Here is a 17,746-nt window from a genome sequence, read left to right on the forward strand (position 1 = left end):
CGCGAGGCCGGGCCGCAGACGGGCGGCGAAACCGGGCCGTGTACGGGTGGCGGGACCGGGCCGCGCACCGGCCGCGAGGCCGGGCCGCAGACGGGCGGCGAAACCGGGCCGTGTACGGGTGGCGGGACCGGGCCGCGCACCGGCCGCGAGGCCGGGCCGCAGACGGGCTGGGGAGACGGGGTGGTCGTCGTGGGCGGTGGTTTCATCGGGTGCCTCCCCAGCGGCGCAGGACCGGGGCGTGCGTGGCGCCGCCGGAGGCGTCCGCGGCGGCGGTCTCGTCGACCACGCCCAGGTAGCGGCGGCGCACCTCGTCGGAGTCCGCGAGTTCGTCCGCGGGGCCGTGCAGGGTGATCTCGCCGACCTCCAGGACGTACGCGTGCGAGGCGAGCCGCAGCGCGAGCGCCGCGTTCTGCTCGACGAGCAGGACGGAGACGCCCTGGGCGTTGATCTCCCGGACGGTGTCGGCGATCCGGGCCGCCATCAGCGGCGCGAGGCCGAGCGAGGGTTCGTCGAGCAGGAGCAGGCGCGGGCCCGCCATCAGGGCGCGGGCGACCGCCAGCATCTGCTGTTCGCCGCCGGACAGCAGGCCGGCGCGCTGGTGGGCCCGGTCGGCGAGGACCGGGAAGAGTTCGTGGACGCGGCGCAGCGCCGCCGCCTTGTCGGCGCGCGAGCCGGTCGAGCCGAGCGCCCCGGCCCGCAGGTTGTCGGCGACGGTCATCCGGGCGAACACCCGCCTGCCCTCCGGTACCTGGCAGACCCCGGCGGCCACGACCCGGTCGGCGGAGTGGCCGCTGATCCGGCGTCCGGCGAACCGCACCTCCCCGGACGTGACCGTCCCACCGTGGAACCCCAGCGTGCGCGAGACGGCGCGCAGCAGGGTCGTCTTGCCCGCGCCGTTGCCGCCGAGCACGGCCACGACGGCGCCCTGCGGCACCTGTAGCGTCACGCCGCGCAGAGCGCGTACGGGACCGTAGCCGACCGACACGTCGTCGACGGCGAGGCCCTCCCTTTGTGCATCGGTCACTCTGTGTCCCTTCCTGGACCGGTGGCGCTCACGACAGCACCGCGCGGGCGGCCCGTCCACGGCCCGCCCGGGAATCGCTGCCTGGGCCCAGCGCCCGCCCGCCTCGGTTGTGCACGCGCACAAGACCCCGTGTCAGGGGCCTGCCCGGGACGGGCGCGGGGTGGCATCCTCCGCACAGGGACCGAGTCCTTTGCCGTCGCTTTACGGGCGCTTGAGGAGGAGCGATGGGCGGGCGCAGGCATCGCACCGGGCAGGACTGGAAGCTGCTGAAGGAGGCGTGCACGAGCCTGCTGGAGCGGGTGCCGGAGCTGGTCGACGAACACGTACGGCAGTTGTCGGCCTTCTCCGACGTCTACGCGCGGGTGCTCCCCCACGACGTGCAGTGGCGGGAGGCCGAGGAGGCCATGCGGATCGGCATCGAGACGATCTCGGCGCCGCGCGACTCACCCCGCCGCGACCTGGCCTACGCGGAGGAGGCGGGCCGGCGCCGGGCGGGCCAGGGCCTGCCGCTGGATCTGCTGGTGCACGCCTACCGCAACGCGGGCTACCTCGTCTGGGACGCCCTGATGGAGAGCGCGGGCGGCGAACCCGACCGGCTGTCGGCGCTGATGCGCTCCGCGACCATGGTGTGGGCGGCGGTGGACGCGCAGGCCGAGGCGGCGTCGGAGGCGTACCGGACCACGGAGCTGGAGCTGCGGCGGCGCACCGACGAACAGATGCAGGCGCTGCTCGACGCGCTCCTGGAGGGGCGTCCTGCGCCGGGGCTCGCGGCGCGGGCGGCGGCCGGGCTCGACCTGCCGGAGCACGGTCCGTACGCGGTGGTGGTGCTGCGGGCCGAGCGGCGCGACGGGCGGGAGTCGTTCCACCGGCGGGTGCAGGACCCCGGGTTCCGGTTCGTGTGGCGGATGCGGGCGGACTGCGAGGTGGGGGTGGTGGCGTTCGGGGCGGACCGGGAGCTGGACGAGCTGGCGGCGCTGCTCGACGGGCGCTGCCCTGGGCCCGGCGGGATGAGCCCCGTCGTCGCCGGGCTCGCCGAGCTGGGGCACGCGCGGCGCCTCGCCGAACTCGCGCTGCGTACGTGTCCGCCGGAGACCACGGGGGTCGTCCGGCTCGACCAGCGGATGCCGACGGCGCTCGTGGTGAGCCAGCCGGATCTGGCGCAGCGGCTCGTCTCGGGGGTCTTCGGTGAGCTGCTCGCGCTGGAGCCCGGGGATCGGGCGGTGCTGCTGGAGACGCTGGACGCGTGGCTGGCCTGTGAGGGGTCCGCGGGGCGGGCCGCCGGGCGGTTGTACTGTCACCGGAACACGGTCTTCAACCGCCTGCGACGGCTCGAACAGCTGACGTCCCGGTCGTTGTCCCGCCCCCGGGACCTGATGGAGATGACCCTGGCGCTTGACGCTTACCGCTTGACCCCGAGCTGACCTGGCCCGGGCCGGGTCCGGCGGGCGAAACAGCGCAGCCCTTCGCCTGCGGCCCGGTGGGGCTTCTCGCGCCGTCGTCCGGCTGACCCGCCGTGGGGGCTGGTCGCGCAGTTCCCCGCGCCCCTGAGAGGCGCACTGCGTGCGCCATCTCATCGCGCCCCTGGAGGCAGCGGCAAAGCCGCAAGCCTCCAGGGCGCGGGGAACGGAGGCAGCGGCGAAGCCGCAAGCCTCCAGGGCGCGGGGAACGGAGGCAGCGGCGAAGCCGCAGGCCTCCAGGGGCGCGGGGAACTGCGCGACCAGCCCCCACCGGGCCCGCACCCGAAGAACTACCCAGGGGCGCGGGGAACTGCGCGACCAGCCCCAACCGGGCCCGCGGACGAACAGGCCACGAGCCGACGCGGCGGCAGAACCCCGCCCCACCCAGGCTCAGGTCAGGAAATCCGTGCCGATCCGCTCAGCAACCGCCTCCAGAATGCCCCCCGCCTCCGTAATGCACCGCTCCACATCCGGCTCCACATCGGTCAACGCATAGGCCCGCCGAATCCCGGCCCGCCCCAGCACCGCAGGTGACAGCGCGAGCCGGCCGCACACCGCCACGACCTCGACCCCCGCGGCCCGCGCGGCCGCCGCCACCCCGGCGGGCGCCTTGCCGTGCAGGGTCTGCTCGTCGAGGGAACCCTCGCCGGTGATCACGAGCGTCGCCCCCTCCAGCGCGGGGGCAAAGCCGAGGACGTCGAGCATGACCTCGATCCCGGCCCGGAAGCTCGCCCCGAGCCCGACCAGGGCCCCGTACCCGATGCCGCCGGCGGCCCCCGCCCCCGGCGAATCGGCGTACTCCAGTGCCTTCGGGCCGACGCAGTCCCCCAGCACCTTCGCGAAGTGGGCGAGGGCGGCGTCCAGCGCGGCCACGTCCTCCGGCGTCGCCCCCTTCTGCGGGCCGTAGACGGCGGGCGCGCCCTTGGGTCCGGTGAGCGGGTTGTCGACGTCGCTGGCGAGGACGATCTCCACGTCGCCGAGGCGCGGGTCGAGACCGGACAGGTCCGCGGAGGCGAGCGCGGCGAGCGCGCCGCCACCGGGCCCGACGGGCGCGCCTGCGGCGTCCAGGAAGCGGGCGCCGAGCGCGGCCAGCATCCCCGCGCCGCCGTCGGTCGTGGCGCTGCCGCCGACGCCGAGGACGATCGAGCGGGCCCCCGCGTCGAGCGCGGCGGCGATGACCTCGCCGGAGCCGTACGTGGTCGCGGTGAGCGGGGCGAAGACGCCCTCGGGGAGCAGCTGGAGGCCCGAGGCCTCCGCCATCTCCACGACGGCCGTGCCCGCGCGCAGCGCGTACGCGGCCGTGACCGGTTCGCCGAGCGGCCCGGTCACCCGCACCTCGCGGCGCTCGAACCCGGCGGCGACCGCCGCCGCCACCGTGCCGTCGCCGCCGTCGGCGACCGGCACGGACGCGATCTCGACGCCGGGCGCGGCCCGGCGCAGTCCCGCGGTCACGTGCTCGGCGACCTGGACCGCGGTGAGCGATCCCTTGAACTTGTCCGCCGCGATCAACACGTGCCGCGCGGCCTGTGCAGCGTCCGCCACCTTGCTCCCCTTGCTGTTCTGGCCTTGCTCGCGTCAAGGCAGTCGCGCCGCTGCGACCTTAACCGCAGGAGGGGCCCGCTGCCCATGCCTGTCCGGCCCACGGGACGGACGGAGCGGGCCGGGAGGCGGGCGGCGGATGCCGTCCGAGCGGCGCCGGGCAGCGCCCCCGCGGGCGGCGGGAGTGTGGCGGATCACCCCAACCGGGGCATCTACGCGCGTTGACAAACCCGGGTCGCGAGAGGTGAGCTTGACCTGGACCGTTGTCCGGACCCGGGTCCGGACAGCCGCCCGCTCAGTATTTCCGACCGGAGCGACGGTGCTCCGGAGCAAAGGGGCTCATTCCGTTGGCCAGGAAGATCATTCTCGACTGCGACCCGGGGCACGACGACGCGATCGCCATGCTCCTCGCGCACGGCAACCCCGACATCGACCTGGTGGCCGTGACCACCGTCGTCGGGAACCAGACCCTGGAGAAGGTGACCCGCAACGCCCTGTCGGTGGCGGCGATCGCCGGTATCACCGGGGTGCCGTTCGCGGCCGGCTGCCCGCGGCCCCTCGTCCGCGAGATCGAGACCGCCGCGGAGATCCACGGCGACACGGGCCTGGACGGACCCGCCCTCGCGGAGGCCACCACCGAGCTCGACGACCGGCACGCCGTCGACCTCATCATCGACACCGTGATGGCGCACGAGCCGGGCGAGATCACGATCGTGCCGACCGCGGGCCTGACCAACATCGCCCTGGCCGCGCGCAAGGAGCCCCGCATCGTCGAGCGCGTGCGCGAGGTCGTCCTGATGGGCGGCGGCTTCCACGAGGGCAACTGGAGCCCGGTCGCCGAGTTCAACATCGTCATCGACCCCGAGGCCGCCCACATTGTCTTCAACGAGACGTGGCCGGTCACGATGGTCGGACTCGACCTCACCCACCAGGCCCTCGCCACTCCCGAGGTCGAGAAGAAGATCGCGGCCGTGGGCACGAAGCCCGCCGCGTTCGTCCTCGAACTCCTGGAGTTCTTCCGCGCGGCCTACCGCGAGAACCAGGGCTTCGAGCACCCGCCCGTGCACGACCCGTGCGCCGTCGCGTACGTCATCGACCCGGGCGTCATGACCGTACGCAAGGCGCCCGTCGACATCGAGCTGCGCGGCGCGCTCACCCTCGGGATGACCGTGACCGACCTGCGCTCCCCCGCGCCCGCCGACTGCCACACGCAGGTCGCCGTCGACCTGGACCACGGGCGCTTCTGGGACCTCGTCGTGGACGCCCTCGTGCGCATCGGGGACCCCACCGGGGAGACCGGAGAGAGCGCAGCATGACCGTCGCCGCCTCCCCCCACACCCCGGCCGGCGGCCCTCGCACGGGACGCCCGGCCCGGGTCGGCGCGCTGATGGCGGCGCTGCTCGCGGCCAGCTTCGCCTTCCAGCTGAACGCCTCGATGCTCAGCCCCGCCCTGACCACGATGGCCGACGAGCTGCACACGACGGCCTCGGCCGTCGGCGTCACGCAGACCGCCTTCTTCACGGCCGCGGCGCTCTTCTCGCTGTTCCTGCCGCGCCTCGGCGACCTGATCGGCCGCCGCAAGGTGCTCACCGCGATGATGGTCCTGATGGCCGTCGGCTGCGTGATCTCCGCCCTGGCCGGCTCCGTCGGCACGCTCGCCGTCGGCCGCGTCGTCCAGGGCGCCTCGGGCCCCACCATCCCGCTCGCGCTGATCATGCTGCGCGTCGAGGTGCCCGACCCGAAGCGGTACGGGACCCTGCTCGGCCTGGTCACGGCGGTCAACGGCGGGATCGCGGGCGTCGACTCGTTCGCGGGCGGCTCGCTGGCCGAGCACCACGGCTACGCGTCGATCTTCTGGGTCATGACCGCGTTCGCCGCGCTCGCCGCCGTCCTCGTGCGCCTTTTCGCCTCCGAGTCGCGGGCGGCGGAGCGGCCGCCCATGGACTGGCCGGGCGTCGCCCTGCTGGTCGTCTCCGTCGGCGCGCTGCTGATCGCCTTCAACGAGGCGGGCAAGCTCGCCGACGCCGACTGGGCGCTCGCCGTCGGCCTCCTCGTCCTGGCCGCGCTCGCGTTCTGGGCGTTCTGGCGGACGGAGACCCGCGCCCGCACCCCCCTGGTCGCCACGCACCTGCTGAAGCGGCGCGCCACCTGGTCGCTGCTCCTGTCGACCATGCTGACCATGACCGGCGTCTTCGCCATCATGAACGGCCTGCTGCCCGGCTTCGCCCAGGACACCGCGGCCGGTCTCGGCCTCGGCGCCGAGGGCGCCACCTGGTGGACGCTGACGCCGTACGCGCTCGCGGGCCTCGCCATGGGCCCGCTGGCCGGACGGCTCGCGGCGAGCTTCGGCTACGGCCGCGTCCTGCGCATCGGCCTCGTCGCGACCGCCGTCGCCACGGTGCTCGCCCTGCTGACCCTGCAGACCGACTCGTCGGGGCTGCTGCTCGCCTCGTCGATCCTGCTCGGCGCGACCTACGCGGGCACGGTCAACATCATGCTCAACGGCCTCGGCATCCTGCTGTCCCCCCAGGAGAACCCGGGCTTCCTGCCGGGCCTGAACGCGGGCTGCTTCAACCTGGGCGCGGGCCTGAGCTTCGTCGTCCTGTACGCCGTGATGGACGCGGTCACCCCCGACGGCGGGGCCTCCGTCGGCGGTTACAGCGCCGGTGTCGTGGCGGGCCTGGTCCTGATCGTGGCGGCCCTGTTCGCCTCGCTGCTCATCCCGAAGCCGGTGGACGCGGAGGCGACCTCGTAGCCACCCGCTCCGGCGGCGCCTGCTCGCCGGACGCGGCCTAGAACAGGGCCGCGCCGCGTTCGAAGTCGAGCAGGCGCCGTTTGCGTTCCAGGCCGCCGCCGTACCCGGTGAGGCCGCCGCCCGCGCCGATCACCCGGTGGCAGGGCACGATGACGCCCACCGGGTTCTTGCCGTTGGCCAGGCCCACGGCGCGGGAGGCCGCCGGGTTGCCGAGGGCCGCCGCGAGCTCGCCGTAGGTGCGGGTCTCGCCGTACGGGATGTGCCGCAGCTCTTCCCAGACGCGGCGCTGGAAGGGCGTGCCGCGCAGGTTCAGCGGCAGGTCGAACGTCGTCAACTCGCCCTGGAAATAGGCCGTCAGCTGGTCGATCACCGCGCCGAAGGGACGCTCGTCGCGGACGCCGAAGGTCTCCTCTGCGGGGCGGTGGCGCTGCTCGGTCATGTAGAGGCCGCACAGGGCGCCGTCGGCGGCGACCAGGGTGAGCGGGCCGTACGGGCTGTCGATGAGGGTGTGCTGCATGTGTTCCATGGTTCTGCGTCCTCAGGCGGGCAGGGAGTTGATGGGGTGGCTGTCGGTGGCCCACAGGTACTGGACGGCGTACGCCCGCCAGGGGCGCCAGGCCGCGGCGCGCGCGGTCAGGGCGGCCGGGGTGTGCGGCAGCCCCAGCTCCCGCGCGGCGCGCCGGATACCGAGGTCGGTGGGGAGGAAGGCGTCCGGGTCGCCGAGGGCGCGCATCGCGATGGCCTCGACCGTCCAGGGCCCGAAGCCGGGCAGCGCGGCGAGGCGGGCGCGGGTCTCGTCCCAGTCGGACTCGGGGCCCAAGGTGAGCTCCCCGTCGGCCAGTCGGCGTACGAGCGTGGTCAGCGTGGTCCGGCGGCTGCGGGGCAGGGCCAGGCTCTCCGGGTCGAGCGAGGCGAGCGCGGCGGGTGCCGGGAAGAGGTGGGTGAGGCCCCCCTCGGGGTCGTCGACGGGTTCGCCGTGGGCGGCGACGAGCCGGGCGGCGTGCGTGCGGGCCGCCGCGGTGGAGACCTGCTGCCCGAGCACCGCCCGGACCGCGAACTCGGCCTCGTCGACGGTGCGCGGCACCCGGCGGCCCGGCGCCGCGTCGACGTGCGGCGCGAGCAGCGGGTCGGCGCGCAGCCGGCCGTCCACCGCGACCGGATCGGCGTCGAGGTCGAGCAGGCGGCGGCAGCGGCTGATGGCGACGGTCAGATCGCGCCGGTCGCTGAGGACCAGCCGGCAGCCGATGTGCGTGGCGCCGGGCGTCAGGGCCACGACCCCGTGCCCGTACGGGAGCCGGAGCGTGCGCCGGTAGGCCCCGTCGCGCCACTCCTCGACGCCCGGGACGGCGGTCGCCGCGAGGTGGCCGAATAGGTTGTCGGGGGTGAGGGGCGCGCGGAACGGCAGCCGGAGCGTGAGCGCGCCGGGTGCGCTCGGCAGGCCCCGGGGGGCGCGGGTGCGCAGTTCGCTCGGGGAGAGCGCGAAGACCTCGCGGACGGTGTCGTTGAAGGTGCGGATCGAGGCGAACCCGGCGGCGAACGCGATGTCCGCCATCGGCAGCCCCGTGGTCTCGATGAGCAACCGGGCGGTCCCCGCGCGCTGCGACCGGGCGAGCGCGAGCGGTCCTGCGCCCAGCTCGGCGAGCAGCTGCCGCTCGATCTGCCGCGCGCTGTACCCGAGCCGGCGGGCCAGGCCCGGGACGCCCTCGCGGTCGACGGTGCCGTCGGCGATGAGCCGCATGGCGCGGGCGGTCAGGTCGGCTCGCTGGTTCCACTCCGGCGAGCCGGGGCTGGTGTCGGGCCGGCACCGCTTGCAGGCCCGGTACCCGGCCTGCTGGCAGGCGGCGGCGCTCGGGTAGAAGACCATGTTCCGCGGTTTGGGCGGCACGACGGGGCAGCCGGGCCGGCAGTAGATGCGGGTGGTCACGACGGCGGTGAAGAACACCCCGTCGAACCGGGTGTCCTTCGCCTGCACCGCGCGCACGCACCGCTCGGTGTCGGTGTGCATGCCGGTGGCGCGGGGCGCGCTCTCGGTGATGGGCATGATTCCAGGATCGGCCATGGTGAGCGGGGCGGCTGGCGGGAATCCGACATCATGGTGTCACGGCGGTGCCGGGCTCGGCGGCCCCCGGTGCGCGCCGGGACCGGCCGCGCGCGTGAGCCGGGGGCCGCTGAGTCCCGCCGCGTCCGGTGGGCAGCGGAATGCCGCTACTTCAAGGCCCGCGCGAACACCTCATGAGCCCGTTCGTCGAAGACCACGAAGCGGATCTCCTCGATGCCGGGCGCGGCCTCGGCGCGGACCGTGCGTACGGCGATCCGCGCACCGTCGTCCAGCGGCCAGCCGTAGATGCCGGTGGAGATCGCGGGGAACGCCACCGTACGGGCGCCCAGCTCGACGGCGGTCCTCAGGGACTCCCGGTAGCAGGAGGCGAGGAGGTCGGAGCGGTCCTCGGTGGCCGACCAGCGGGGGCCGACCGTGTGGATGACGTGGCGGGCCGGGAGGCGGCCCGCGGTGGTGGCGACCGCCTGGCCGGTGGGCAGCCCCCTGCCGTAGTGGGAGGCGCGCAGCGCGCGGCAGGCGGCGAGGATCTCGGGGCCGCCGGCGCGGTGGATGGCGCCGTCGACCCCGCCGCCGCCCAGCAGCGAGGAGTTGGCCGCGTTCACCACCGCGTCCACGTCCTGCCGGGTGATGTCGCCCTGGACCAGGACCAAACGGGCGCTCACCCGGCCGCCCGCAGCCGGCGCCAGACGGCCTTCGCCGCGTTGTGCCCGGGCATGCCGTGGACGCCGGGCCCCGGCGGGGTCGCCGACGAGCAGATGAAGACGGCCGGGTGCGGGGTGGTGTACGGGGAGAGGGAGAGCTTGGGGCGCAGCAGCAGCTGGAGGCCGCTGACGGAGCCGCAGGAGATGTCGCCGCCCACGTAGTTGGGGTTGCGCGCGGCCAGTTCGGGCGGGCCGGCGGTGGCGCGGGCGAGGACGAGGTCCCTGAACCCCGGTGCGAAGCGCTCCAGTTGGCGTTCGACGGCGTCGGTGAGATCGCCGCTCCAGCCGTTCGGTACGTGGCCGTAGGCCCAGAAGGTGTGCTTGCCCGCGGGCGCGCGGGTGGCGTCCACGACGCTCGGCTGCACGGTGATGAGGAACGGCGCGGCGGGGGCGCGGCCGCGGGCCGACGCGGCGCGCAGGGCCTCGTCGATGTCGGAGCGGTGGGGGCCGATCTGCACGGTTCCGGCCCGCCGGGCCTGCGGCGCGGTCCACGGCACCGGGCCGTCGAGGGCGTAGTCGAGCTTGAAGACGGCGGCCCCGTAGCGGAACCGGTCGTAGTAGCGGCCGAGGCCCGCGATCCGGGCGAGGGCGGTGGGCGAGGTGTCGAAGACGTAGGCGCGGGCGGGCGGCAGGTCGTCGAGTCGCTTGACCGCGTAGTCGGTGTGGATCGCGCCGCCGAGGTCCTTCAGGTACGCGGCGAGCGCGTCGGAGAGGGACTGGGAGCCGCCGCGGGCCACCGGCCAGCCGCGCGCGTGGGCGGCGAGCGCGAAGACGAGGCCGATCGCGGAGGTCGCGGGACCGCCGAGCGGGGCGATGGTGTGGGCGACCAGACCGGAGAAGAGGGCGGGGGCCCGCTCGTCGCGGAAGCGGCGCATCAGCCAGGTGGCGGGCGGCAGTCCGCGCAGGCCGAACCGGGCGAGCGTGACGGGGTCCCGGGGCAGCGCGCTGAGCGGCAGGGACATGAAGTCCCGGACGAGGGCGTCCCAGCGCGGCAGGAGCGGTTCCACCAGGCGCCGGTACGCGCCCGCGTCGCGCGGCCCGAAGGAGGCGGCGGTCTCGGCGACGGAGCGGGCGAGGACGGCGGCCGTGCCGTCGGGGAAGGGGTGGGCCATGGGCAGTTCCGGGTGGGCCCAGTCGAGTCCGTAGCGCTCCAGCGGCATCGCCCGGAACGCCGGGGAGTTGACGGCCAGCGGGTGCGCCGCCGAGCAGGGGTCGTGGCGGAAGCCGGGCAGCGTCAGCTCCTCGGTGCGGGCGCCGCCGCCGACGGTGGACCCGGCCTCGAAGAGGGCCACGGACAGGCCTCGCCTGGCCAGTTCGACCGCGGCGGTCAGCCCGTTCGGTCCCGCACCCACCACGACGGCATCGAGCATCGACGGCACCTTCGGACTCCTTTGTCAGCCGACGGCCACTGCCCGCACAGGATATGCCGGAGCACGGGCGACGCCGGGCCGGGGTGCCCCCGTCCGGCGCGCGGGTGCGGTCAGCCGCCGGCCGCGAGGAGGGCGGCGATCCGGCGCGCGGTCGCGGCGTCGCGCGCGGCGGTGAACGGCAGTGCGTTCCCACCGGTCAGCGCGAAGGGGACGCCGTCGCGGGTGAGGTGCGCGCCGCCGGTCTCCTCGACGAGGAGCAGGCCGGCCGCGTGGTCCCAGGCCAGCTCCCAGCCGAAGGCGACGGCGTCGAGGTCGCCGCGGGCGACCGCGAGGTACTCCAGGCCCGCCGAGCCGCACGGGCGCGGCGCGACGCCGTCCGTGCGCAGGCCGAGCAGGGTGCGCTTCTGCGCGTCGGTGGTGAAGTCGGGGTGCGAGGTGGCGACGCGCAGGTCGCGGCCGGGTGCGGGGCTGCCGGCGGGCAGGACCCGGCCGTTCAGCCGGGCGCCCCGGCCGCGCACGGCCACGGCGAACTCGCCGCGCGCGGGCGCGTACGTCCAGGAGGCGAGGACGACACCGTCGAGCGCGAGGGCGACGAGGGTGCAGAAGCCGGGGTCGCCGTGGACGAACTGGCGGGTGCCGTCGACCGGGTCGACGATCCAGACCGGGGCGGTGCCCCGGATCGCCTCGTACGTCGCCGGGTCGGCGGCGACGGCTTCCTCGCCGACCACGACGGAGCCCGGCAGCAGCGCGGGCAGTTCCCGGGTGAGGTACTCCTCGGCGCGCCGGTCGGCGACGGTGACGAGGTCGTGCGGGGCGCTCTTCTGCTGGATCTCGTGGGCGGCGAGCTGCCGGAAGCGCGGGGTGATCTCGGCGGCGGCAGCGGCGCGGACGGCGCGCTCGACGTCGGTGAGGAGCTGGTCGGTGACGTGACGGGTCAGAAAGTCATCGATGCTTTCTGTGACTGTTTCGATCATGCCTCCATGAGAACACGCCCCACTGACAACGCGGACTCATCGGATGAACTGTGGGTGGAATCACCGTGAAATCGGCGATTCCACAGTGATTCCCCCCACAGCGGTCACCGGCCGACCGCGTACCCCTGCATGCCGCGCGGGTTGGCCGCCGCCGACAGGACGCCGGTGCGCGGGTCGCGGGCGACGGCGCACAGGCGACCCTCGGACCAGGCGTCGCCGACGGTCACGTCGTGGCCGCGGCGGCGCAGCTCGGCGACGACCTCCCCGGCCGTGCGCGCCTCGACGGTCACCGAGCCGGGCCGCATGCCGCGCGGGAAGAAGGAGCCGGGGAAGGAGTCGTTGTGCCAGTTCGGGGCGTCGATGGCGCCCTGGAGGTCGAGGCCGCCGCGGACGGGGGCGCGCAGCGCCACCGCGAGGAAGAAGTGCAGCTGCCACTGGTCCTGCTGGTCGCCGCCGGGGGTGCCGAAGGCCAGCACGGGGACGCCGTCCTTCAGGGCGAGGGAGGGGGTCAGCGTGGTGCGCGGGCGGCGGCCGGGGGTGAGCGAGTTCGGCAGGCCCTCCTCCAGCCAGGCCATCTGCAGCCGCGTACCGAGCGGGAAGCCCAGTTCGGGCACGACGGGGTTGGACTGGAGCCAGCCCCCGGACGGCGTCGCGGCGACCATGTTGCCCCAGCGGTCGACGATGTCGAGGTGACAGGTGTCGCCGCGGGTGGTTCCGTCGGCGTCGACCTCGGGCTCGCCCGGCACCGGGGACGCGGGGCTCTTGGCGACCGTCGGCTCGCCCGCGCCGGCCACGCCCATGGCGTCGAAGCCCGGCTCTCCGGCGGCGACCGCGGTGGCGTGCGCGCTGAGCCGGGGCGCGGCGCCGAGCGGGCTGCCGGGCCGCAGGTCGTGCGAGGCCTTCGCCGGGTCGATCAGGGCGCGGCGCGCGGCGTTGTAGTCGTCCGACAGCAGGGCGTCGACGGGGACGTCCGCGGCGTCGCCGTACCAGGCCTCGCGGTCGGCCATGGCGAGCTTGCAGCCCTCGACGAGCAGGTGGACGTAGTCGGCGGAGCCGTAGGCGGGCAGTTCGGGCGGGAGCAGGGCGAGCTGCTGGAGGAAGGCGGGGCCCTGGCTCCAGCCGCCGGCCTTGCACAGGGTCCAGCCGTTCCAGTCGTAGGTCGCCGGGGCCTCGTACGTCGCTTCCCAGGCGGCCAGGTCGGCGTGGGTGAGGGTGCCGGTGTGCCGTTCGCCGCTGGTGTCCAGGGTGGGGCGGGCCGCCTGGCGGACGAGGGCGTCGGCGATGAAGCCCTCGCGCCAGACGCGCCGCGCCTCCTCGATCTGGGCGGTGCGGTCGTCGCCGGCGGCCTCCGCTTCCGCTATGACGCGCTTCCAGGTGGCGGCGAGCGCCGGGTTGCGCAGGAGTTCGCCGGGGGCGGGGGGCCTGCCGTCGGCCAGGTAGATCTCGGCCGACGAGGGCCACTCGGTCGTGAAGAGCTCGCTCACGGTCGCGACGGTCTCGCCGACGCGCTCGACGGGGGCGTGCCCGTCCTGCGCGTAGCCGATGGCGTACGCGAGGACCTCGGCGAGGGACTTCGTGCCGTGGTCGCGCAGGAGGAGCATCCAGGCGTCGAAGGCGCCGGGGACGGCGGCGGCGAGGGGGCCGGTGCCGGGCACCAGGTCGAGGCCGAGGTCCTTGTAGTGGGCGACGGTGGCGCCGGCGGGCGCGACGCCCTGGCCGCACAGCACCCGCACCTCGCCGCCGGCCGGGGCGAGGAGGATCGGCACCTCGCCCGCGGGCCCGTTCAGGTGCGGTTCGACGACGTGCAGCACGAAGCCCGCGGCGACCGCGGCGTCGTAGGCGTTGCCGCCGGACTCCAGGACCGCCATGGCGGACTGGGAGGCGAGGTAGTGCGTGGAGGACACCATGCCGAAGGTGCCCTGGAGGGTCGGCCGGGTGGTGAACAAGGGGGCTCCTAGCGGGTGGCGGTGCGGTTGTCCGGGATCGTACGAGAGGTCGGTGGAGGGGCTGTGGCGGCGTCGGGGGCCGTGCCGTCGTCGGTCACGAGGTGGCAGGAGACCTCGCGGCCGCCGGGCAGGGTGCGCAGGGCCGGCACCTCCGTGCGGCAGCGGTCGACGGCGAGCGGGCAGCGGGTGTGGAAGCGGCAGCCGGGTGGCGGCGCGAGGGGGCTGGGCAGTTCGCCGCTGAGGACGATGCGTTCGCGGGTGCGCTGGGTGACCGGGTCGGGGACGGGCGCGGCCGACAGCAGGGCCTGGGTGTAGGGGTGCTTGGGGTCCGCGAACAGCTCGGCGGTGGGGGCCTGTTCGACGATCTGGCCGAGGTACATGACGGCGATCCGGTCCGCCAGGTACTCGACGGCGGCCAGGTCGTGCGTGATGAACAGGCAGCCGAAGCCGCGGTCGCGCTGGAGGTCGGCGAGCAGGTTCAGGACGCTGGCCTGCACGGAGACGTCGAGGGCGGAGGTCGGCTCGTCGGCGACCAGGAGGTCGGGGTCGACGGCGAGCGCGCGGGCGATGGAGATGCGCTGGCGCTGGCCGCCGGAGAGTTCGTGCGGGTGCCGGTCGGCGTGCTCGGGGCGCAGCCCTACGTGGGCGAGGAGTTCGGCCACGCGCGCGCGGGCGGCGTCCTTCTTCGCGATGCCGTGCAGGAGCAGCGGCTCGGCGATGATCCGGCCGACGGTCATGCGCGGGTCGAGCGAGGACGAGGGGTCCTGGAAGACCAGGTGGAAGTCCTTGCGCAGGGGGCGCAGGGCGCGGCGCGACATTGTGGTCACGTCGGTGCCGTTGATGTGGACGGTGCCGCCGGTGGGGTCGTCGAGGCGCACGGCGCAGCGTCCGACGGTCGACTTGCCGCTGCCGGACTCGCCGACGAGGCCGACGACCTCGCCGCGGCCGACGGTCAGGGTGACGCCGTCGGCGGCGCGCACGGTGCCGCCGGCACTCGCGAAGTGCCGCTCCAGGCCGCGCAGTTCCAGTACCGGGGTGCTCATGGGGCGGTCGCCTCCTGAAGGGTGTGCGGGTGCCAGCAGGCGGCGCGGTGGGCGGCGTCGGCGCCCGCCTTCGCGGCGACGGCCTTGAAGCCGGGGCGGCTGGTGGTGCAGGTGGCGTCGGCGCGGGCGCAGCGCGGCGCGAACGTGCAGGCGTCGGGCTGCGCGTCGAGGCTCGGCACGAGCCCGGGGATCTCCGGCAGCCGCTCCTTGGCGGCGCCGGGGCGCAGTACGGCGGAGAGCAGGCCGCGGGTGTACGGGTGCCGGGGCGTGGCGAACAGCTCGGCCACCGGAGCCTGTTCGACGGGGCGGCCGGCGTACATGACGAGGACGCGGTCGGCGATGTCGGCGACGACGCCGAGGTCGTGCGTGATGAGCACGATGGCGGTGCCGAGGCGGGTCCGCAGCGACTGGAGGACTTCGAGGATGCCCGCCTGGACGGTGACGTCGAGGGCGGTGGTGGGTTCGTCGGCGATGAGGACGGCCGGGTCGCAGGCGACCGCGATGGCGATCATGACGCGCTGGCGCATGCCGCCGGAGAGCTGGTGCGGGTACTCGTCGACGCGCTGGGCGGGCGCCGGGATGCCGACGAGGCCGAGGAGGTCGACGGCCCGCGCGCGGGCCTGCTTGCGGCTCAGGCCCTGGTGGTGGCGGAGCACCTCGCCGATCTGCCGGCCGATGGTGAGCACCGGGTTCAGCGAGGTCATCGGCTCCTGGAAGATCATCGCGATGTCCTTGCCGCGGACCGTCCCGTACGCCGTGTCGTCGGCGCCCGCCAGCTCGCGGTCGCCGAGCCGGACGGAGCCGGTCACGTGCGCGGTGGGCGGCAGCAGCCCCATGACGGCGGTCGAGGTGACGGACTTGCCGCAGCCCGATTCGCCGACCACGGCGAGGACCTCGCCGGCCCGCAGGTCGAAGGAGAGGTGGTCGACGGCGTGCACGGTGCGGGTGCCGGAGGGGCCGGTGCGGAAGGTGACGGACAGGTCGCGCACGCTCAGCACGGGTGCGGCGGCCGGGGACGGGCTCGGCTGGCTCATCGGGTCGCTCCACGGGGGTCGAGGACGTCGCGCAGGCCGTCGCCGAGCAGGTTGAACGCCAGGGTCGCGGCGACCACGGCGAGGCCGGGGAAGACCGCCATCCAGGGCGCGGGCGCGAGGAAGGACTGGGCGGAGGAGAGCATCACGCCGAGCGAGGGCTCGGGCGGCTGCACGCCGAGGCCGAGGAAGCTGAGCAGGGCCTCGCCGAGGATGGCGGCGGGGATGCCGACGGTGGCCTGCACGGTGAGCGCGGAGGTCGCGTTGGGCAGGATGTGGCGGAACAGGACGGTCCCGTCGCCGCCTCCGTTGGCGACGGCGGCGGCCACGTAGTCGGCGTGCTTGAGGCGCAGTGTCTCGGCGCGGGTGATACGTATGACGGCCGGGATCTGCGAGATGCCGATGGCGATGGTCGCGTTGGACAGCGACGGGCCGAGGACGGCGGCGAGACCGACCGCGAGCACCAGGAAGGGGAAGGCGAGCATGGTGTCGGTGACGCGGGAGACGACGCTGTCGGTGAGGCGTCCGTAGAAGCCCGCGAGCAGGCCGAGCGGGACGCCGATGACGAAGGCGAGGACGACCGCGAGGACGCCGACCTGCATGGAGGCCCGTGCCCCGTGGACGACGCGGGAGAGCTGGTCGCGGCCGAGGTCGTCGGTGCCGAGCCAGTGGCTCCAGCTCGGCGCCCCCAGGACGTGGTCGAAGTCCGGCCGCGCGGGGTCGTAGGGCGCGATGAGCGGGGCGAACAGCGCGGCGAGCACGAAGACCGCGGCGATGACGGCGCCGGTCATGGCCAGCTTGTTGTCGCGCAGGGCGCGCAGCTTGGGGCTGCGTGCGCCCTTGAGCACCTGGGTGCGGATGCCTGACAGAGCCGGTGTGGTCACCGGGCACCTCCGAGCCGGATGCGCGGGTCGATGACCGAGTACGCCACGTCGACCAGCAGGTTGATGAAGATGTACGCGGCGGAGGTGCACAGCACCACGCCTTGCAGGGTCGCGTAGTCACGCGTGAAGACGGCGTCGATGGTGAGCTTGCCGAAGCCGGGGAGGACGAAGATCTGCTCCGTGACGACCGCGCCGGAGACCAGGTGGCCCAGTTGCAGGCCGAGCACGGTGACCACGGTGACCAGGGAGTTGCGCAGCGCGTGGCCGCCGATGACGGCGCGGCGGGTGAGCCCCTTGGCGCGGGCCGTGCGCACGTAGTCGGCGGAGAGGGAGTCGAGCATCGCGGCGCGGGTCTGGCGCATGACGACGGCGGCGAGCCCGGAGCCGAGGACGATCGCGGGCAGCACCATGCGGCGCAGGTTGTCGAGCGGGTCGGTGGCGAACGGGACGAAGCCGGAGGCGGCGAAGACGGGCAGGGCGATCGCGAAGGCGAGGACCAGCACGATGCCCAGCCAGAAGGTGGGGATCGACAGGCCGAGCAGCGCGAGCCCGTTGGCGATCCACTCGGCGGGGCGGCCGCGCCGCACGGCCGCGACGATCCCGGCGCCGATGCCGAGGACGATCGCCAGGAGCAGGGAGAGCGCGGCGAGTTCGAGGGTGACGGGCAGGGCCTGGCCGATGGCGTCGGCGACCGGCAGGCCGGTGCGCGAGGAGGTGCCGAGGTCGCCCTGGAGGGCGTGGCCGATGAAGCGCGCGTACTGGATCACGATGTTGTCGTCGAGTCCGTACTCGGCGCGGATCGCGGCGAGCGCCTTGGGGCTGCGCTCCTCGCCGGCGAGGGCGAGCGCCGGGTCGCCGGGCAGGGCGCGGATCCCGGCGAAGACGACGACGGAGACCAGGAAGAGGGTGATGACGGACTGGCGCAGGCGGGTGAGGACGTACCCGGCCATGGGGTGGCCGGTG

General features: G+C 74.9%; 15 protein-coding genes. 3 read left to right on the forward strand and 12 right to left on the reverse strand.

Features of this window, described 5'->3' with window-relative positions:
* Positions 1-202 precede the first annotated feature (202 nt).
* Entirely contained in the window at positions 203-1,024 is an 822-nt protein-coding gene (locus ACIBW6_RS07970; RefSeq protein ID WP_399057885.1) for an ABC transporter ATP-binding protein, read from the reverse strand.
* A gap of 224 nt (positions 1,025-1,248) precedes the next feature.
* Between ACIBW6_RS07970 and ACIBW6_RS07975 the strand changes: the two genes are divergently transcribed.
* Positions 1,249-2,445 carry a helix-turn-helix domain-containing protein gene (locus ACIBW6_RS07975; protein WP_399057887.1) on the forward strand — a complete coding sequence of 399 codons (1,197 nt, stop codon included), beginning with the start codon at positions 1,249-1,251 and terminating at the stop codon, positions 2,443-2,445.
* 426 nt (positions 2,446-2,871) lie between these two features.
* Here the strand turns inward: ACIBW6_RS07975 and ACIBW6_RS07980 are convergent, their stop codons facing one another.
* Positions 2,872-4,023 (reverse strand): glycerate kinase, encoded by a 1,152-nt coding sequence (locus ACIBW6_RS07980; protein WP_399057889.1) that lies wholly within the window; start codon positions 4,021-4,023, stop codon positions 2,872-2,874.
* 344 nt (positions 4,024-4,367) lie between these two features.
* Between ACIBW6_RS07980 and ACIBW6_RS07985 the strand changes: the two genes are divergently transcribed.
* Together ACIBW6_RS07985 and ACIBW6_RS07990 are read left to right on the forward strand one after the other, a co-directional pair.
* Positions 4,368-5,336 carry a nucleoside hydrolase gene (locus tag ACIBW6_RS07985; protein ID WP_399057891.1) on the forward strand — a complete coding sequence of 323 codons (969 nt, stop codon included), beginning with the start codon at positions 4,368-4,370 and terminating at the stop codon, positions 5,334-5,336.
* Positions 5,333-6,775, forward strand: a complete 1,443-nt coding sequence (locus ACIBW6_RS07990; RefSeq protein WP_399057893.1) for an MFS transporter — start codon at positions 5,333-5,335, stop codon at positions 6,773-6,775. Before ACIBW6_RS07985 ends, ACIBW6_RS07990 begins: the two co-directional genes overlap by 4 nt.
* 37 nt (positions 6,776-6,812) lie before the next feature.
* Here the strand turns inward: ACIBW6_RS07990 and ACIBW6_RS07995 are convergent, their stop codons facing one another.
* From ACIBW6_RS07995 to ACIBW6_RS08040, 10 genes are all read right to left on the reverse strand, one after another.
* Complete coding sequence (locus ACIBW6_RS07995) at positions 6,813-7,301, reverse strand: methylated-DNA--[protein]-cysteine S-methyltransferase (protein ID WP_399057895.1); 489 nt, start codon at positions 7,299-7,301, stop codon at positions 6,813-6,815.
* A gap of 12 nt (positions 7,302-7,313) precedes the next feature.
* Positions 7,314-8,780: an AlkA N-terminal domain-containing protein gene (locus tag ACIBW6_RS08000; RefSeq protein ID WP_399058778.1), complete on the reverse strand. Its 1,467-nt coding sequence runs from the start codon at positions 8,778-8,780 to the stop codon at positions 7,314-7,316.
* 200 nt (positions 8,781-8,980) lie between these two features.
* Positions 8,981-9,496 (reverse strand): O-acetyl-ADP-ribose deacetylase, encoded by a 516-nt coding sequence (locus ACIBW6_RS08005; protein ID WP_399057897.1) that lies wholly within the window; start codon positions 9,494-9,496, stop codon positions 8,981-8,983.
* Positions 9,493-10,914 carry a phytoene desaturase family protein gene (locus ACIBW6_RS08010; protein WP_399057899.1) on the reverse strand — a complete coding sequence of 474 codons (1,422 nt, stop codon included), beginning with the start codon at positions 10,912-10,914 and terminating at the stop codon, positions 9,493-9,495. Before ACIBW6_RS08010 ends, ACIBW6_RS08005 begins: the two co-directional genes overlap by 4 nt.
* 101 nt (positions 10,915-11,015) lie before the next feature.
* Positions 11,016-11,879: an inositol monophosphatase family protein gene (locus ACIBW6_RS08015; protein ID WP_399057901.1), complete on the reverse strand. Its 864-nt coding sequence runs from the start codon at positions 11,877-11,879 to the stop codon at positions 11,016-11,018.
* 104 nt (positions 11,880-11,983) lie between these two features.
* A complete protein-coding gene (locus ACIBW6_RS08020; RefSeq protein ID WP_399057903.1) occupies positions 11,984-13,825 on the reverse strand; it encodes a gamma-glutamyltransferase family protein in 1,842 nt (613 codons plus the stop codon).
* An 8-nt stretch (positions 13,826-13,833) separates the two neighbouring features.
* Positions 13,834-14,868 carry an ABC transporter ATP-binding protein gene (locus tag ACIBW6_RS08025; RefSeq protein ID WP_399057905.1) on the reverse strand — a complete coding sequence of 345 codons (1,035 nt, stop codon included), beginning with the start codon at positions 14,866-14,868 and terminating at the stop codon, positions 13,834-13,836.
* Positions 14,865-15,902 carry an ABC transporter ATP-binding protein gene (locus ACIBW6_RS08030; protein ID WP_399057908.1) on the reverse strand — a complete coding sequence of 346 codons (1,038 nt, stop codon included), beginning with the start codon at positions 15,900-15,902 and terminating at the stop codon, positions 14,865-14,867. Before ACIBW6_RS08030 ends, ACIBW6_RS08025 begins: the two co-directional genes overlap by 4 nt.
* Positions 15,899-16,783 (reverse strand): ABC transporter permease, encoded by an 885-nt coding sequence (locus ACIBW6_RS08035; protein ID WP_399057910.1) that lies wholly within the window; start codon positions 16,781-16,783, stop codon positions 15,899-15,901. The genes ACIBW6_RS08030 and ACIBW6_RS08035 overlap by 4 nt, the downstream gene beginning before the upstream one ends.
* On the reverse strand, positions 16,780-17,733 hold the full coding sequence (locus tag ACIBW6_RS08040) for an ABC transporter permease (RefSeq protein ID WP_399058780.1): 954 nt from the start codon (positions 17,731-17,733) through the stop codon (positions 16,780-16,782). The genes ACIBW6_RS08035 and ACIBW6_RS08040 overlap by 4 nt, the downstream gene beginning before the upstream one ends.
* Positions 17,734-17,746: the final 13 nt, after the last annotated feature.

This window comes from Streptomyces sp. NPDC049813 (assembly GCF_044465085.1).
In the GTDB taxonomy this organism is placed as follows: Bacteria; Actinomycetota; Actinomycetes; order Streptomycetales; family Streptomycetaceae; genus Streptomyces.

Excerpts from the sequence above, each read along its gene's own strand:
- ACIBW6_RS07975 (WP_399057887.1), top strand. The coding sequence starts at position 1,249 with ATGGGCGGGCGCAGGCATCGCACCGGGCAGGACTGGAAGCTGCTGAAG.
- ACIBW6_RS07990 (WP_399057893.1), top strand. The coding sequence starts at position 5,333 with ATGACCGTCGCCGCCTCCCCCCACACCCCGGCCGGCGGCCCTCGCACG.
- ACIBW6_RS07995 (WP_399057895.1), bottom strand. The coding sequence starts at position 7,301 with ATGGAACACATGCAGCACACCCTCATCGACAGCCCGTACGGCCCGCTC.
- ACIBW6_RS08000 (WP_399058778.1), bottom strand. The coding sequence starts at position 8,780 with ATGCACACCGACACCGAGCGGTGCGTGCGCGCGGTGCAGGCGAAGGAC.
- ACIBW6_RS08015 (WP_399057901.1), bottom strand. The coding sequence starts at position 11,879 with ATGATCGAAACAGTCACAGAAAGCATCGATGACTTTCTGACCCGTCAC.
- ACIBW6_RS08025 (WP_399057905.1), bottom strand. The coding sequence starts at position 14,868 with ATGAGCACCCCGGTACTGGAACTGCGCGGCCTGGAGCGGCACTTCGCG.
- ACIBW6_RS08030 (WP_399057908.1), bottom strand. The coding sequence starts at position 15,902 with ATGAGCCAGCCGAGCCCGTCCCCGGCCGCCGCACCCGTGCTGAGCGTG.
- ACIBW6_RS08040 (WP_399058780.1), bottom strand. The coding sequence starts at position 17,733 with ATGGCCGGGTACGTCCTCACCCGCCTGCGCCAGTCCGTCATCACCCTC.